Raw genomic sequence first — 15,410 nt, forward strand, 5'->3', positions numbered from 1 at the left:
CCCCTATGCTCTTTGAGGAACTCGAACCTCACGCATGGTCTTGACTCAAGAAGGCCCGGAAATTTTTTAGTATCTCGTTCTCGCGCTCGAGCTCCTCGACCTTCTTCTTGAGCTTCACGATCTCGTAGTCCTTGTTGATCTTCGGGGAGCCGTTTCCGGGGAACGCGCCGTCTCCCATCTCCTCGTATTCGCGGGCCCATCTTCTCAGCGTCGAATCCTTTATGCCGAGTTCCTCCGATAGGCCTTTGACCGTCATTTCCCCGGACAGGACCACCTTTGCCGCCGAGACCTTGAACTGCCTGTCGTATCGCTTTCTTCTTTGGGTCATCTTGAACACCTTTCGCTCTTAACTAGGTGTCCAATTCATCATACCCACTCCAATCAGGGCATCGGCGCCCGTCCAAGAATTGGGATGCAGTTCAATACGAGCTCGGGGCTCTTTTCGTCTAGATTGGGGACGCATGGCCGGACGAAAACAATTTGCGTCTGGTAATAAGCGTACGAAAGCGCAATTTACGTCTTAATTCCGTACGCAAATCAAGACGAAAATCGTTTACGTCTGCTTTAATCCGTACGAAAACGGTTTTCGTCTTGCAGGGCAGTTGCCGTTTCTACAGTTCAACTTCCAGTTCGGCTTTGTGCTCGTAGAGGTAGTCGCGCATGTAGGGGATGGCAAATGAGACCTTGCCGTACGAGGGAGCCTCGATAATCGATTCTCTTAACAGGCGGCTGCGGACGGAACTCACCTGTTGAGGCGTTTTGTTTAGGGCATCGGCAACCATGCTGGTCGAGCTCGTCTGCCCCAAAGATGCCATGCTCAGCAGATAAGCGATGCACGTGGGCGGAATGCGCTGTAGCGCGGGCTCAATCACCATGGCGCAGAAGCGTTCGCGTGCCGTTGCAATGCCGCGCTCGGCTTCTTCTTCTCCAATAATCGCTGTATGTGCGCGTCTTGCCAACTGCCATGCGTAGTATCCAACGAGTTGGATCATGAAAGGATAGCCTTGCGTTGCCTCGGCAAGTTGGCCGGCAATACCTGGCTGCAACTCCATGCCAGACGCTTCAATGGTTTCCTCGAGGGAGTACGACACTTCGGTTACTGCCACAGCCTTCAGATCAAAGGGGAGGGCACGGCGCAAAAACGTAAGTGTCTTTCCGTTGATGATTCTTTCAATCATCGAAGGCAGCCCAGTAAAAACAAAGGCGATATCAAGGTCTTCGCCGATAACCTGCTGAATCGCAATGGAGAGCGTTCGGACCTCATCGAGCTCTGCGTCTTGAACCTCGTCGAGAGTGATGAGCAGGCCATTTCCATTCTTGGTTATTGTCTGTCTCATGGCGTCGCGTAGCGATGGGCCGATTCGCTCAATATCTATGCTGCCGATGGATATGCCAGCTACGGTGGGATCAAATCTGGCGTGTTTGGCCTGGAATTTGGGCTGCAGCTGTTCGAGAATGCGCTGGCAAAGTCCCTCGGTTGCGACCTCTTTTATGACCGTCCAGCCACGGCTTTGCGCCAAACGTGAGCACTCGTCAAGGAGGACCGTCTTGCCCGTTCCACGGACGCCGGCTATGCGCATTAGGCGCCCAGGGGCACCAGGCCCGTTGGTGAGGCCTTCACTGAATTCTTCAAGTACATCTTCGCGGCCGATAATCGTGGGAGGTGTTTTACCTGCTGTGGGCTTAAAAGGGTTTGTTTGCATGTGAGCCACCTTTGCTCAAGATATAGCAAGATATAGCAAAGTATAGCAAGATATAGCAAAGTATAGCAAGATATAGCAAAGTATAGTGAGATATAGCAACGTATAGCGCTGTTTGCGGGTTCTTACGGTGGTGCTATTTCCCGAATGCCGCGCGCACAAAGCGCTGGGCGAACAGCTTGTTGGCGACGTTGATGACATGGCCCAGGAACAGTGCCGAGATGGCGGTCGTGACGCCAAAGCCGCCCAGGTTGTACATAAGGATCAGCGACAACGCGAGCGAGGCGGCGACATGTGAGCAGTCAAACACGACTTTTACGTCACCAAAGCGGCGTTTAAGCTTTTCGGCAATGACTTGCACCAAGCCGTCGGGCGCGTTGGGGACAACGCCCATGTTGACGACGAGACTTACGTCAAATGCGGTGACAGCGAGGGAGAGCAGCATGGTCGCAATCTGTGTGGGGAGTGCCGTGGGATGCAGTGGGTTGACCGCTATGAAGAGGTCGGTCAAGCCGCCAATCAGCGTTGAGAAGAACAACTCGAGCAGGATGCGCGGCTGGAACTCGCTTCGCAAGATGGCTAATTGCGCCACGATGTAGGCGACGTAGGTTGCGGTGATCCAAAAGCCGAGCGTCTTGCCAGTGAGCATGGATAGGGTTGTGGCAAAGCACGTGAGCGCGGCGACGCCCAGGCCGGATGCCGTCTGGAGACTCATACCGAGTGCCAGTACTGCAACGCCCACAAGATACATCAGCATTCTAATGACGGTATGGCACCAGTCGATGTTCTCGCCATGCATGATGATGAGCGGTCGCATGTTGCTACCCGTCCTTTCGGTTGTGTGAAAAAGCTGACCCGGGCCGGCAAAAGAGGGTTATCGGAGGCACTGCTGCAAAAGCAGAAAAGCCGGCCCCACGGTCAGTCGTCTAGGAAGTGTCTCGCTGTGCCGGAATGGGACTAAAGGTCCAACGAGACGGGAAGAAAGCAAATGGCATTGCGTGGGCGATAAGATGCCAAGATGGTAGGGTGTGTCTTAACATCCTATTGCCCACGCTCAACGAAATCGGTTTCGTTTGAGCCTAAGTATACGCACGGGATTTTATTTGCGAAGAGAAAAACAATAAAAAGGTGAACGTTCACCTAATCGCAACAACTCGTTGGCTGTAGTTGCGGTGGAATAGTTCCTGTTTTTGCTGCTGAAGGCCTTGAACAGGAACTATTCCACCGCAACTTATGATGGGGCGGGGGATGCGATAGTATTGCATGGTGAAATTCGACAAACCGTGAGCTTCATCCGAGGGCTTTATGGAACAGCACCAGCATTATCAGAGCCTGCAAGACCAGGCGTACAACGCATTGCGCTCCAAGATCATCTATGCCGAGCTCAGGCCCGGCACGCGTCTTTCGGCGATTGGTCTGGAAAAGGAGACGGGAATCGGGCGCACGCCCATTCGCGAATCCTTTGTGCGCTTGCGTGAGCAGGAGCTGGTGGAAACGCGTCCCAAAAGCGGCACCTACGTCTCTAAGATCAGCATGGAACGCGCCGAAAACGCCTGCTTTTTGCGCGAGAAGCTCGAGAGAAGCGTGCTAATTAAATGCTGTTCGGCCGCCTCGCCCGAGCAAAAGCAGCGGCTTGAGCAGATTCTTACCGAGTCCGAGTCGCTCGACCATGGCGAAACGCGCCGTTTCTTTGACCTGGATAACCTGTTCCATGAGACATGTTTTGAGATTGCCGGTCGTCACATGTTGTGGGATTGGATGAAGAGCATCAACACGCATTTTGAGCGATATAACTGGTTGCGTATGGTGTCGCAGGATTTGGATTGGGAGCCGATTCGTCGGCAGCATCGCCGGATTCTCGAGGCCATTAAGAGGGGCGATACCGACGCGGCGAGCTATCTGGCAGAGACGCACCTGCACCTGATGCCCGAAGAGCAAGGTCCGGTTATCGCCTTGCATCCCGACTATTTTGAGCTGTCCAAAGACTCGTTCATCTAATCAATCCCCATATAAGTTGCGGTGAAATAGGGACTGTTTTGTGACCTAGGTGGCGCAAACAGTCCCTATTTCACCGCAACTGCGTTGGGGTGTGACCGGGGCACAAAGCTGCGGCGCCGCTTGGAGGAAAAGACCGGAAGCAAGGGTCCATTCCTCCAGACGGCGCCGCAGCTGTTTTGGTGGCTCGGCTTTTGTCGAGGTGGCTTAGTTGAGCGCGACGGCCAGCCGAGTAGGCAAAGCGGCTTGGAGGCGTGTCGCTTCCGTCACGTTCTATCAGCATACAAGACGGTTTTGGTTCTTGTTCGTGACGGAAACGGCGCGCTTCCGAGCCGCTTTAAAAGAAAGGGGGCGAGGTGTAGGGCACGCCCCCCCCTCACGATAGAGAGCTAAACCTAGCCGCGGACCTTCTTGACGACGTCCATGGCCTCGTGGGCGATCTGCTCGACCTTGGAGAAGTCGCCGTCGGCAAACAGGGCCGGCTTGACCATCCAGGTGCCACCGCAGGCGATGATGGCGGAGGAGCTCAGGTACTCCTCGACGTTGGCGGTGCTCACGCCGCCGGTAGGCATAAAGCGGTGACCGACAAACGGAGCAGCGAGGGCCTTGATGGTGTTGAGGCCGCCATACTGAGCCGCGGGGAAGAACTTGGTGACCTTGAGGCCCAGGTTCTCGGCTGCGGTGACCTCGGAGGGGGTCACGGTGCCGGGAAGGACGGGCAGGTCGATGTCGATGCAGTGCTTCACGACGTCCTCGTTGTAACCCGGGGAGACGATGAACTTGGCACCGGCTGCGCGGGCCTGCTCAACCTGCTCGACGGTCAGGACAGTGCCGGCGCCAACGCACATCTCGGGCTCGGCCTCGGCCATAGCGGCGATGCACTCGGCGGCGCAGGCGGTGCGGAAGGTGACCTCGGCGGACTTCATGCCAGCTGCCATAAGGGCGTGGGCGAGCGGAGTGGCGTCCTCGACCTTGTCGAGCACAACGACCGGCACGATGCCCAGGGACTCAAGCGTGGTGTAGAACTGATCGAACATGATGTTCCTTTCGATGTGTGGCGCGCATGGGCGCGTGATTGCCAAATGTGCTGGTCAGGAGCCGATTTTGGATTGGTTATCGGAGGCACTGCTTGGGGTTCAAGCAATTCCAAAACCGGCTGCTCGACCAGTCATGTAGGGAATGCCAGGCAAAACCGGAATGGGACTGGTGGTTTTGCCCGGCCGGAGGAATCGGGGAGCGGGCCGCAGGGGTATGGGATTGGAAAGCTGCGGCCCGCGGAATGGGGAACGAATTAACGGGCGACGCGGGTGCCACCGTCGGCGGCGGATGCCGCGGCTGCGATCTCGTCTGCGGTCACCAAGTTGGAATCGCCCTTGATAGTGAGCTTGAGGATCGAGGCTGCAATCGCGTAGTTGACAGCGTCCTGCGGGTCAAAGTCGTTGATGAGGGCATGGACGAGGCCGGCGTTGAAAGCGTCGCCGGCGGCAACGCCCTCGAGTACGTGCACGTCGTGAGCAGGGGAGAACCAGTGCTCGCCGCTCTCGGCCTCAAAGAGCATTCCCATCCAGATGGAGCGCTCGACGCAGGAGATGTTGCGGACGACCGAGGCGACCTTCTTGCAGCCGTACTCGGCGCAGATCTGACGGGCCATCTCGACATAGGTGTCGCGCTCCTCTATGCCGTGGGCAAGGGAGCCAGAGACGCAGGTCATACCGAGGCCAGCAGGCGCATCCTCGTCGTTGGCGATGCAGATGTCGACGAGCGGCAGGAGTTCCCTCATGGTGGCCTGCGACTTCTCGGGCGACCACATCTTGCCGCGATAGTTCACGTCACACACGGTGGTGATGCCCTTGGCGCGGCAGGCGGCGAGCGCATCCTTGCAGGCGGCGGCCATCTCATCGGAGACGGCGGGGGTCACGCCGGAGAAATAGAAGACATCGATGCCCTTGAGGATCTCGTCCCAGTCAAAGACGTCGCGCTTGGCCATGTTGATGGCAGAGTACTTGCGGTCGTAGACGCAACCGTTGCCGCGCTGCGAGGCACCGACCTCAAACACATAGGAGCCAAGGCGGTCGCCCTGACGCACGACGCGCGTGGTGTCGACGCCGTAGGCCTTCAGCGAACGCAGGGCGCACTCGCCCAGACGGTTGGCCGGGACAACGGAGACGTAAGCGGCCTTGTCGCCCTGGTAGGCCAGGGAAAGCGCAGTGTTGGCCTCGGCGCCGCCGTAGCGGACGTCAAACTCGGTTGCCTGCTCAATACGCAGGTGGTCTTTGGGTGAGAGTCTCATCATGATCTCGCCGAAGGTAAGAACCGTTTTACCCATGGTCGCGCAGCTCCTTTTACTCGTGCGTACACCTTTGATATGGCGTTGGCACGCAGGTGCCAAGACGGTAGGGTGCGTCTTTGCACCTGTGTGCCAACGCTCACCGAAATCGGTTTACGAAATCGGTTTCGTTTCGAGTTGTAGTATACTCACCTACAGCGTTTTGCAACCGAGATTTTTAAAAAATGCCTAAAATGGCTCAGACTGCCGACATTGGGAAACGGGGTGCGCTATGGCGCAGATGAGAATCAAGGACATTGCCGCCGAGGCGGGCGTGAGCCCGGCCACGGTCTCGCGCTATCTCAACAACCGCCCCGGGCAAATGACCGAGGAGACCCGTGCTCGCATCGCGGCAGTTATCGAGCGCACTGGCTATCGCCCACGTGCCGCCGCGCGCAATCTGCGCAGCTCGCGTACGAACCTCATCGGTGTGATTCTGGCTGACATCGCCAACCCGTTCTCGAGCGCCATGCTCGAGGGCCTTTCCGCCAGCGCCGCGGCGCGCGGCTGCTCGCTCATGACGGCCATTAGCGGCAACGACCCCGCTAAGGAAGCGGAGTCGCTCACCAGACTTATCGATGCCGGCGTGGACGGCCTGGTCGTCAACACCTGCGGAGGCAACGACAAGGCGATCGCCGCGGCAGCGGGACGTCTGCCCGTCGTGCTGCTCGACCGCGACGTTGCCGACGGCGGTGTTGACCTGGTGACATCTAACAACCGTGAGCTGGTCGCCGGCTTGGTAGACGCCTTGGCAGCTGCGGGCAGCGAGCGTCTGTGCCTGCTCACCGAGGCAAGCGACGACAGTCCCGTGCGTCGAGAGCGCGCCGAGGCCTTTGCCGACGAGCTTTCGCGCCGCGGCCTTGCGGGCGAGGTCGTCACCCTGGCCGACGGTGGCGCCACGGGCGTTGGCCGTTTGGACAAGACCATCCGCGACTACGCGGGCAAAAGGCTCGGCCTTATCGCCGTCAACGGCCTGGTTTTCCTGCGTTTGACCGAGGCGCTGGCGCAGCTTGGTCCCTCGCTGCCGGCGGGGCTCAAGATCGCGACGTTTGACGACTACCCCTGGAACCATGTGCTCTTTGGCGGCGTCACCACGGCCGCGCAGGACACCCTCACCATTGCCGAGCGCGTAGTCGAGCGCCTTTCCGAGCGCATCGACGTCGTTACCACCACCGTGGGCGAGGCCGCAAAGCTGGCGCCCAAACGCATCGAGATCCCCGGCCACATCGAACACCGCGCTTCGACCTCGCGCTAGCCACTCGTTCGCAACTGCCTGTTCGCGCACGTTTTTTGAGCGCTTGATACGCTTTAACCCTGCGGAAACATTTTTCTGCGATAGTATCTGCGATATAGACCAGTCGAAACCCGCCCGAAAGAAAGGGGAGCGACATGAACCAGCAGAACATCGATTACGTACTCCGCTCCGTAGAGCAGCGTGACATCCGCTTTGTGCGTCTGTGGTTTGTCGACATTCTCGGCCGCCTCAAGAACTTTGCCATTAGCCCCGAGGACCTCGAGGTCGCTTTTGAGGAGGGTATTGGCTTTGACGGCTCCGCCATCGAGGGCTTTGCCACGCCCGAGGAAGCCGACATGCTGGCGTTTCCCGATGCTTCGACCTTCCAGATTCTGCCGTGGCGTCCGAGCCACAACGGCGTTGCCCGCGTGTTCTGCGATGTGTGCACCCCCGACCGCAAGCCCTTCGCCGGCGATCCGCGCGATGCGTTGCGCCGCATGTTCTATAAGGCCGAGAAGGCTGGCTACCTGCTCAACGTGGGCGCCGAGCTGGAGTATTACTACTTCCCCGACGAGCACACCCCCGAGCCGCTCGACAACGTGGGCTACTTCGATCTTTCGGTGAGCGATGCCGCTCGCGACCTGCGTCGCAACACGGTCCTCACGCTCGAGAAGATGTCCGTGCCCGTGGAGTACACCTTCCACGCCGCCGGCCGCTCGCAGCACGGCATGAGCCTGCGCCACGCCGAGGCCCTGAGCATGTCCGACGCCGTCACCACGGCCAAACTCATCATTAAGCAGCAGGCTTACGAGAGCGGCTGCCACGCATCCTTTATGCCCAAGCCGTTGGCAGGCGAGGACGGCAGTGCTATGTTCCTGTGCCAGTCGCTATTCGACCACGACGGCAACAACGTCTTTTGGGGCGAGGACGACGAGAAGTACCACCTCTCCGACGTCGCCAAGCACTATATGGCCGGCATTTTGGCGCATGCCCGCGAGATCAGCGCCATCACCAACCCCACGGTCAACTCGTACAAGCGCATCACCACGGGCGGCGACTCCGTGCCGCAGTACGCCACGTGGGGTCTGCGCAACCGCGCGAGCATGGTCCGTATTCCGGTCTACAAGCCCGGCAAGCAGCTGTCCACGCGCATCGAGCTTCGTAGCCCCGACCCCATGGCCAACCCGTACCTGGTCAACGCCGTCACGCTGGCGGCTGGTCTCGACGGCATCGAGCGCAAGCTGGAACTCCCGCCCGAGGCAACGGCCGAGACGCTCAAGCTTACCGACCGTCAGATGGTCGAGGCCGGCTACACGCCGCTGCCGCGCTCGCTCAAAGAGGCGCTCGACGTGTTTGAGGACTCGCAGTTTATGAAGGATGCCCTCGGCGAACACATCCACAGCTTCTTCCTCAAAAAGAAGCGCGACGAGTGGCATAAGTTTGAGTCTACGATCACCGAGTGGGAGATCAAGCACTACCTGGCGAACTCCTAATCGCGCTGGCTTGTTCCAGTACGATTGAGCTCATTTCTTTGGAGGCCGATATGTCCGAAAAGAGTGCCCTGTTCATGGCGCGCACGACGCGCTTCCACGAGTTTGCCCGCAGCTTGACGACCACCTTGGGTGTCGAGGTGAGCCTGGCAACCCCCGATTCGCCGACTGCGGCGCACGACTTTGACCTGCTGATCCTCGATTCCGATGGCATCCGCAGCGACCGCATCGATCAGATTGCCAAGTGGCTCGACGACCGCGGCGGCGTTCCCATGCTTGTGATCGTCGACGACGAGGCGCTTAGCACCCTGCGTCTGCCGAACCACGCGCATGCCGACTTTGTATGCCCCACGGCGACGCCCAACGAGCTCAAGGCTCGCGCACAGCGCCTGATGGGCGAGGAGGAGACCGTCACCGCCGACGATGTGCTCAACATCGATAACCTCGAGATCAACCTGGCTACTTATCAGGTGACGCTCGATGATGAGCCCATCGACCTGACGCTGATGGAGTACTCGCTGCTGAGCTTTTTGGCGACGCACCCCAACCGTGCCTACAGCCGCGAAGTGCTGCTGCACCGCGTGTGGGGCTTTGAGTACTGCGGCGGCACGCGCACCGTCGACGTGCACATTCGACGCATCCGCTCCAAGGTGGGCCCGCAGATCGCGGCACACATCACCACCGTCCGCGGCGTGGGCTATCTGTTTAAGGACTAGATTTCCACCACAAAGGGGGCAGGCACCTTTGTGGTGGTTTTGCCGCAGGTGCGGGCTCCTTTCGGGTTTGCAGAAGAACTTAAGCCTTCCTAAAAGATTGCGTTTTCATACACGTGCACCTGCATATTGGGGTACAACTCAACGTGAACAATGATGGCCCGCCACATGTTTGGCGGGCCTTTGGTTATTTGACGAAAGGATCGCAGCCATGAGCGAGAACGATTCCCAGCGTCCTCAGGATGCGGGCAACGCTGGCGAGACCCAGCAGCAGCCGCGTGTGCAGGTGGAGTCGACGCCTGCCGGCAGCAACATTCCCTACGTGCAGGCCTACGACACGCAGACCGGCAAGCCGTTGGGCGGCCAGCAGGTTGTAAACAAACACACGGTGGTCAAGACCAAGACCAAAAAGCTGCCGATTTTCATTACAGCGCTCGCCGGCTGCGCATGCGGCGCCCTGCTGGTCATCGCGCTCATTATGAGTGGCACGCTCAACATTGGCGGCGGAAAGAATGCCGTGACGGCGGGTGCTTCGGGTTCGTCGACGCAAAAGATTACGATCGACTCCGAGGACACCACGCTTGCCGAGGCCGTTTCTGCCAAGGCCCTGCCCTCCGTCGTTTCCATCACCGCCACTTCGAGCGGTAGCCAGAATGGCTCGCTTTCGCAGTCTGCTGACGAGTCGGACAGCTCGGGCAGCGTCGGTTCGGGCGTTGTGCTCGATACCGAGGGCCATATCCTCACCAACAACCACGTGGTCGATGGCTATGACCAGTACGTGGTGACCATGGACGACGGCACCACCTACGAGGCTGAGTTCGTGGGCAACGACGCCTCGAGCGACCTGGCCGTCATCGAGCTCAAGGATGCTGACGCCTCCAAGCTCACGCCGATCGAGATTGGTGATTCCTCCAAGCTCAACGTGGGCGAGTGGGTCATGGCGATCGGCTCGCCGTTCGGCAACGAGCAGTCCGTCTCCACGGGCATCGTGTCGGCGCTCTATCGCTCCACGGCCATGAGCTCTACCAGCGGCAACACCATCTACGCCAACATGATTCAGACCGATGCCGCCATCAACCCGGGCAACTCCGGCGGCGCGCTCGTCAACGACAACGGCGAGCTCGTGGGTATTAACTCGCTCATCGAGAGCTACTCGGGCTCCAGCTCGGGCGTGGGCTTTGCTATTCCCGTTAACTACGCCAAGAACATTGCCGACCAGATCATCGACGGCAAGACGCCGGTGCACCCGTACATGGGCGCTACGCTTTCGAGCGTCAATGCGCTCAATGCCCGTACCAACAAGCTCAGCACCGATAGCGGCGCCTACGTGGCAAGCGTCGTCGAGGACGGTCCTGCCGCCAAGGCCGGCATCCAGGAGGGCGATGTCATTACCAAGCTGGGCGACGACGAGATTACGAGCGCCGATGGCCTGATCATCGCCCTGCGCAGCCACGAGGTGGGCGAGAAGGTCGAGATCACGCTCATTCGTGGCAAGGAAGAGAAAAAGGTCACCGTCGAGCTGGGCTCCGACGAGGAGTTGCAGAACCAGCAGCAGGACGACAGCGCGACCGACACCGGCAACGGCGGTATTACCGACGAGCAGCTGCGCCAGTATCTGGAGGAGCTACTGGGCCAGCAGGGCCAGGGTCAAGGCTACGGTCAGGGTTTCTAACGGGCCGTATCGCACATATCGAAGCCAGAGGGGCTGTCCCGTCAACGTGGGACAGCCCTCTTTTCTTATTGATCCGTTGGGGACGGAGGAAAACGGATCATTTAAAGCTGATAAGAGCATGGTTTGATCGCGCGATCCACCCCGGTCCGTCGGCTGCCGATTCGGTGCGGTTCGAAAGGGTTATTCGGCCCTATCGTGACCGGTGGTACTCTAGTATCCGTTTGAAATCGAGCGAAGGAGTGCCGCTATGGAGCAATCGAGCCTGTTTGGTGACGGCGTGGACATCGATACCGAAACGCCCGCGAGCGCGGATGCCGCTGTACCGACCGATGCCCGTACCCAGGCGGCAGCGCGTGCGGCCGAGCTGCGCCACGAGCTCGATTACCACGCCTATCGCTACTACATGCTCGACGCGCCCGAGATCACGGACGCCGCCTTTGACAAAATGCTTGTTGAGCTGCAGGAAATCGAGGCGACCTACCCCGACCTGGTGACGCCCGACAGCTATACCCAGCGCGTGGGCGGCTACGTGAGCGAGCAGTTTACGCCGGTCACGCACATGGCACGCATGTATTCCATGGACGATGCCATGGATCTGGACGAGCTCGACGCGTGGCTCCAGCGCGCCGAGGATGTGCTCGGTGCCGGCAGCGTCACCTATACCTGCGAGCTTAAGATCGACGGCCTGGGTGTGGCGCTTACCTACCAAAACGGCACCTTCGTACGTGCGGCCACACGTGGCGATGGCGCCACGGGCGAGGACGTATCGCTCAACGTCCGTACCATCAAGGATGTGCCCATGCACCTGTCCGAGCCGGCACTCGCCCACATGGGCGCCGACCGCGAGCGCACCATTGAGGTACGCGGCGAGGTCTACATGCCTAAGGGCAGCTTTGTGCGCCTGAACGACGAGGCCGATGCCGAGGGGCGCGATCCCTTCGCCAACCCGCGCAACGCCGCCGCCGGCAGCCTGCGCCAAAAGGACCCCAAGATCACGGCGCGCCGCGATCTGGCCACCTTTATCTATGCCATCGCCGATACCGATCCGCTGCACGTTCACAGCCAGCGCGAATTTCTCGACTGGCTGCGCAACGCCGGCTTTAGCGTCAACCCCAACGTGGCTCGTTGCGCCACGCCGGCCGAGGTCCACGAGTTCTGTGCCCAGGCGCTCGAGCACCGCGGCGACCTCGATTACGACATCGACGGCGTGGTCGTAAAGGTCGACAGCTTCCAGCAGCAGCTCGACCTGGGCTTTACCGCCCGCGCGCCGCGCTGGGCCATCGCCTTTAAGTTCCCGCCCGAGGAAAAGCAGACCGTCCTGCGCGAAATTCGCATCCAGGTGGGCCGCACCGGCGTGCTCACGCCGGTCGCCGAGTTCGATCCGGTGACGGTTGCCGGCTCCACCATCGCGCGCGCTACGCTGCACAACATCGACGAGATCCGCCGAAAAAACGTGCGCGAGGGCGATACCATCATCGTGCACAAGGCGGGTGACGTGATCCCCGAGGTCGTGGGCCCGGTGCTCGACAAGCGCCCGGCCGATTCGGTCGACTGGCACATGCCCGAGGTCTGCCCCGTGTGCGGCAGCCCCGTGGTCCACGAGGACGGCGAGGTTGCCTACCGCTGCGTCTCCATCGACTGCCCCGCGCAGCTCAAGGAGCGCCTGCTTCACTGGGTGAGCCGCGGCTGCATGGACGTCGATGGCCTAGGCGACGAGATCGTCGACAAGATGATCGCCGCCGGCCTGATCCACGATGTCGCGGACTTCTACCAGCTCACGGTCGACGACATCGCCGGCCTGGACACGGGCCGCGTGTACGCCAGCTCCAACAGCAAAAAGGGCGTCAAGAAGGGCGACCCCATTCCGGTGGGCCTCAAGACGGCTGAGAAAATCATTGTCGAGCTCAACAAGTCCAAGAGCCAGCCGCTCGGTCGCGTGCTGTTTGCCCTGGGCATCCGTCACGTGGGCAAGAGCGTGGGCGAGGTCATCGCCGAGCGATTCCTGTCGATTGACAAGCTCATCTTGGCGAGCGAAGAGGACATCGCCGAGTGCGAGGGCATCGGTCCCAAGATTGCGGCGAGCGTCAAGCAGTTCCTGGCCGTGCCCGAAAACCTTGCCGTGCTGGAACGTCTGCGCCAAGCGGGCCTTTCGCTCGAGGTCGACCTGGGCGCCGCGCATGCGCAAGCCGCAGCCGACGCTGGCGTGGCGGGCGAGCTCGCCGACGCACAGCCGCTCGCGGGTCTGACCTTCGTGCTCACCGGCACGCTCGTCAACCGCACCCGCGACGAGGCAGGTGCGGCGCTCAAGGTACTCGGTGCCAAGGTTTCGGGCAGTGTGTCAAAGAAGACGAGTTACCTGGTCGCCGGTCCCAAAGCGGGCTCCAAGCTCACCAAGGCCGAGCAGCTGGGTGTGCCCGTGCTGGACGAGGATGCACTCGAGCAGATCTTGGCTACTGGTCAGGTGCCGGAGGCGTAATGGATATAGAGAATCGTAATTGCTCACAGGCGGAAGGGCGCACGAAGCACGACCAAGTGCAGGCAAAAGAGCACCTGATGGCGCGAATTCGCATTGCGGAACGTGAGCGCTTGGCAGGTGCGTCTCGCGATGCTTTTGAGGCGTTGACCGAGCTAGAGACGAGGTTCGGTCTAGCCTAGCGATACGGGCACCGTGATTTGCGTCACGTAGGTCGCCGGGTCGTCGCTGATGATGTCATCGATAAGGGCGATCTCGCGTTGCCCCGCTACGCCATCAGCTTGTCAAAAGCCCCGCGCCGGTTGAGCACGGTAAACGCGACAACACAGATGACCGCCGACAAAATCGACCCGCACGGCGAAGCGATGCCCATGGGAAACAGCGTGTCGGAATAGGCGTTCGACAGCAGCCACGCACCCGGCACGCGAATGAGCGCCACGGCCAGCACGTTGTGCGCAAAGCCGATGTAGCTCTTGCCATACGCAGCGAAAAAGCCGCTAAAGCAAATGTGGATGCCGGCAAAAATCGCGTCGAAAATATAGCTGCGCATATAGCCGGTGCCGGCCGCGACCACCGCAGAGTCCTTGGCAAAAAAGCCGATAAACGCCGGCGCCACCAGCCACATCAGCACCGTGATCAGGCAGCCGTACACTACCGAGATCGTCATGGCGTCCTTGAGCACCTGACGCGCGCGGTCGCCCTTGCCCGCGCCGGCATTCTGCGCCGTGAGCGCGCTGACGGTGGCGCCCATGGAGCTCGGCACAATGAACAAAAAGCTGATCATCTTCTCGACCAGGCCCACGGCGGCGGCGTCGACGAGCCCTCGGTGGTTGGCGATGACGGTGATAAACATAAACGCCACCTGGATACAGCCGTCCTGCACGGCCACGGGCACGCCGATCTTAAGAATGCTGCCGAGTACCTCGGGCTGGGGACGCAGGTCGCTGCGCTTTACGTGGATGTTCGTGCGGCGGCTCTTGAGCCACACGAGCGCGAGGGCAACGCTGGCCGTCTGCGCGGTCACCGTGCCGAGCGCCGCGCCCACGGGGCCGAGCCCCATGTGCCCGATAAACAGAAAGTCGAGCGCGATGTTGATGATGCATGCCACGCCAATCACGTACATAGGCGAGCGCGAATCGCCCAGGCCGCGAAAAATGGCCGAGAGGATGTTGTATGCGGCGATAAACGGAATGCCGACAAAGCAGATGCGCAGGTAGGCGGCGGTGCCTTCGACCGCCTCGGCCGGCGTGCCAATGAGCGCCACAATCTGCGGGCACAGCGCAAGCAGGATGGCGGCCAGCACCACCGAGACGCCCATAAAGAGCGTGATGGTGTTGCCGATGGCGGTCTCGGCGCGGTCGAAGCGGCGCGAGCCCACGGCGTGGCCGACAATGACTGTCGTTCCCATGGCCAGGCCCACGAGCGCCACGGTGATCATATAGAGCGTCTGCGCGCCATTTGCCACGGCGGTGATGCCGGCAGCGCCGCTAAACTGCCCCATCATGTACAGGTCGGCCATGCCGTAGAGCATCTGCAAAAAGTACGAGAGCATATAGGGCAGGGCAAAGACCGCGATGGTCTTAAGGACATTGCCGCGTGTGAGGTCGTGTTCCATGGGCGGGGCTTTCTGGCTGGGTTCGTTTAGCTACCAGTGTAGTGAAAACCCTACAACGATTGTAGAGTCAAGGTTTGTGTCGACAGTGGGGCGAAAAAGTCTCGCGCACCATTATTCCGAGTGAATATGGACACACATCACGAGAACTCGCTGCCGGCGCTAACCTTGCAGAAAACGATTTCGGAATACTTG

13 protein-coding genes are annotated in these 15,410 nt (G+C 60.2%); 7 read left to right on the top strand and 6 right to left on the bottom strand.

The window, feature by feature from the left end; translation table 11 throughout:
- Positions 1–28: 28 nt before the first annotated feature.
- From AAAX35_RS01610 to AAAX35_RS01620, 3 genes are all read right to left on the bottom strand, one after another.
- Entirely contained in the window at positions 29–328 is a 300-nt protein-coding gene (locus AAAX35_RS01610) for a transposase (protein WP_229026336.1), read from the bottom strand.
- Between the two features lie 283 nt (positions 329–611).
- On the bottom strand, positions 612–1,703 hold the full coding sequence (locus AAAX35_RS01615) for an ATP-binding protein (protein WP_349116515.1): 1,092 nt from the start codon (positions 1,701–1,703) through the stop codon (positions 612–614).
- Between the two features lie 133 nt (positions 1,704–1,836).
- Complete coding sequence (locus AAAX35_RS01620) at positions 1,837–2,517, bottom strand: DUF6198 family protein (RefSeq protein WP_349116516.1); 681 nt, start codon at positions 2,515–2,517, stop codon at positions 1,837–1,839.
- A 488-nt stretch (positions 2,518–3,005) separates the two neighbouring features.
- Between AAAX35_RS01620 and AAAX35_RS01625 the strand changes: the two genes are divergently transcribed.
- A complete protein-coding gene (locus AAAX35_RS01625) occupies positions 3,006–3,698 on the top strand; it encodes a GntR family transcriptional regulator (RefSeq protein WP_195240517.1) in 693 nt (230 codons plus the stop codon).
- Positions 3,699–4,090: 392 nt separating this feature from the next.
- Here AAAX35_RS01625 and eda read toward each other — a convergent pair whose 3' ends face one another.
- Together eda and AAAX35_RS01635 are read right to left on the bottom strand one after the other, a co-directional pair.
- Positions 4,091–4,732 carry a bifunctional 4-hydroxy-2-oxoglutarate aldolase/2-dehydro-3-deoxy-phosphogluconate aldolase gene (gene eda / locus AAAX35_RS01630; protein ID WP_349116517.1) on the bottom strand — a complete coding sequence of 214 codons (642 nt, stop codon included), beginning with the start codon at positions 4,730–4,732 and terminating at the stop codon, positions 4,091–4,093.
- 254 nt (positions 4,733–4,986) lie between these two features.
- Positions 4,987–6,021: a sugar kinase gene (locus AAAX35_RS01635; RefSeq protein WP_349116518.1), complete on the bottom strand. Its 1,035-nt coding sequence runs from the start codon at positions 6,019–6,021 to the stop codon at positions 4,987–4,989.
- Between the two features lie 232 nt (positions 6,022–6,253).
- Here AAAX35_RS01635 and AAAX35_RS01640 point away from each other — a divergent pair, with 232 nt between their 5' ends.
- The 6 genes from AAAX35_RS01640 to AAAX35_RS01665 all read left to right on the top strand — a co-directional run bounded on the left by AAAX35_RS01640 (position 6,254) and on the right by AAAX35_RS01665 (position 13,785).
- Positions 6,254–7,276 (top strand): LacI family DNA-binding transcriptional regulator, encoded by a 1,023-nt coding sequence (locus tag AAAX35_RS01640; RefSeq protein ID WP_349116519.1) that lies wholly within the window; start codon positions 6,254–6,256, stop codon positions 7,274–7,276.
- Positions 7,277–7,410: 134 nt separating this feature from the next.
- Positions 7,411–8,748, top strand: a complete 1,338-nt coding sequence (locus AAAX35_RS01645) for a glutamine synthetase family protein (RefSeq protein ID WP_349116520.1) — start codon at positions 7,411–7,413, stop codon at positions 8,746–8,748.
- Between the two features lie 50 nt (positions 8,749–8,798).
- A complete protein-coding gene (locus AAAX35_RS01650) occupies positions 8,799–9,461 on the top strand; it encodes a response regulator transcription factor (protein ID WP_349116522.1) in 663 nt (220 codons plus the stop codon).
- 208 nt (positions 9,462–9,669) lie between these two features.
- Positions 9,670–11,130, top strand: coding sequence for a trypsin-like peptidase domain-containing protein (locus AAAX35_RS01655; protein WP_349116524.1), 1,461 nt, complete (start codon positions 9,670–9,672; stop codon positions 11,128–11,130).
- Positions 11,131–11,377: 247 nt separating this feature from the next.
- Positions 11,378–13,606 carry an NAD-dependent DNA ligase LigA gene (gene ligA / locus AAAX35_RS01660; RefSeq protein WP_349116525.1) on the top strand — a complete coding sequence of 743 codons (2,229 nt, stop codon included), beginning with the start codon at positions 11,378–11,380 and terminating at the stop codon, positions 13,604–13,606.
- A complete protein-coding gene (locus AAAX35_RS01665) occupies positions 13,606–13,785 on the top strand; it encodes a hypothetical protein (protein ID WP_349116527.1) in 180 nt (59 codons plus the stop codon). Before ligA ends, AAAX35_RS01665 begins: the two co-directional genes overlap by 1 nt.
- Before the next feature lie 86 nt (positions 13,786–13,871).
- Here the strand turns inward: AAAX35_RS01665 and AAAX35_RS01670 are convergent, their stop codons facing one another.
- Entirely contained in the window at positions 13,872–15,218 is a 1,347-nt protein-coding gene (locus AAAX35_RS01670; RefSeq protein ID WP_349116528.1) for an MATE family efflux transporter, read from the bottom strand.
- Positions 15,219–15,410: the final 192 nt, after the last annotated feature.

The organism is Collinsella sp. CLA-ER-H11, from assembly GCF_040092445.1.
Lineage (GTDB): Bacteria > Actinomycetota > Coriobacteriia > Coriobacteriales > Coriobacteriaceae > Collinsella.

Bases quoted from the DNA above. Each gene is read 5' to 3' on its own strand.
- AAAX35_RS01620 (WP_349116516.1), bottom strand. From the start codon at position 2,517: ATGCGACCGCTCATCATCATGCATGGCGAGAACATCGACTGGTGCCAT.
- AAAX35_RS01670 (WP_349116528.1), bottom strand. From the start codon at position 15,218: ATGGAACACGACCTCACACGCGGCAATGTCCTTAAGACCATCGCGGTC.
- AAAX35_RS01625 (WP_195240517.1), top strand. From the start codon at position 3,006: ATGGAACAGCACCAGCATTATCAGAGCCTGCAAGACCAGGCGTACAAC.
- eda (WP_349116517.1), bottom strand. From the start codon at position 4,732: ATGTTCGATCAGTTCTACACCACGCTTGAGTCCCTGGGCATCGTGCCG.
- AAAX35_RS01645 (WP_349116520.1), top strand. From the start codon at position 7,411: ATGAACCAGCAGAACATCGATTACGTACTCCGCTCCGTAGAGCAGCGT.
- AAAX35_RS01615 (WP_349116515.1), bottom strand. From the start codon at position 1,703: ATGCAAACAAACCCTTTTAAGCCCACAGCAGGTAAAACACCTCCCACG.
- AAAX35_RS01635 (WP_349116518.1), bottom strand. From the start codon at position 6,021: ATGGGTAAAACGGTTCTTACCTTCGGCGAGATCATGATGAGACTCTCA.
- AAAX35_RS01650 (WP_349116522.1), top strand. From the start codon at position 8,799: ATGTCCGAAAAGAGTGCCCTGTTCATGGCGCGCACGACGCGCTTCCAC.
- AAAX35_RS01640 (WP_349116519.1), top strand. From the start codon at position 6,254: ATGGCGCAGATGAGAATCAAGGACATTGCCGCCGAGGCGGGCGTGAGC.
- AAAX35_RS01665 (WP_349116527.1), top strand. From the start codon at position 13,606: ATGGATATAGAGAATCGTAATTGCTCACAGGCGGAAGGGCGCACGAAG.
- ligA (WP_349116525.1), top strand. From the start codon at position 11,378: ATGGAGCAATCGAGCCTGTTTGGTGACGGCGTGGACATCGATACCGAA.
- AAAX35_RS01610 (WP_229026336.1), bottom strand. From the start codon at position 328: ATGACCCAAAGAAGAAAGCGATACGACAGGCAGTTCAAGGTCTCGGCG.
- AAAX35_RS01655 (WP_349116524.1), top strand. From the start codon at position 9,670: ATGAGCGAGAACGATTCCCAGCGTCCTCAGGATGCGGGCAACGCTGGC.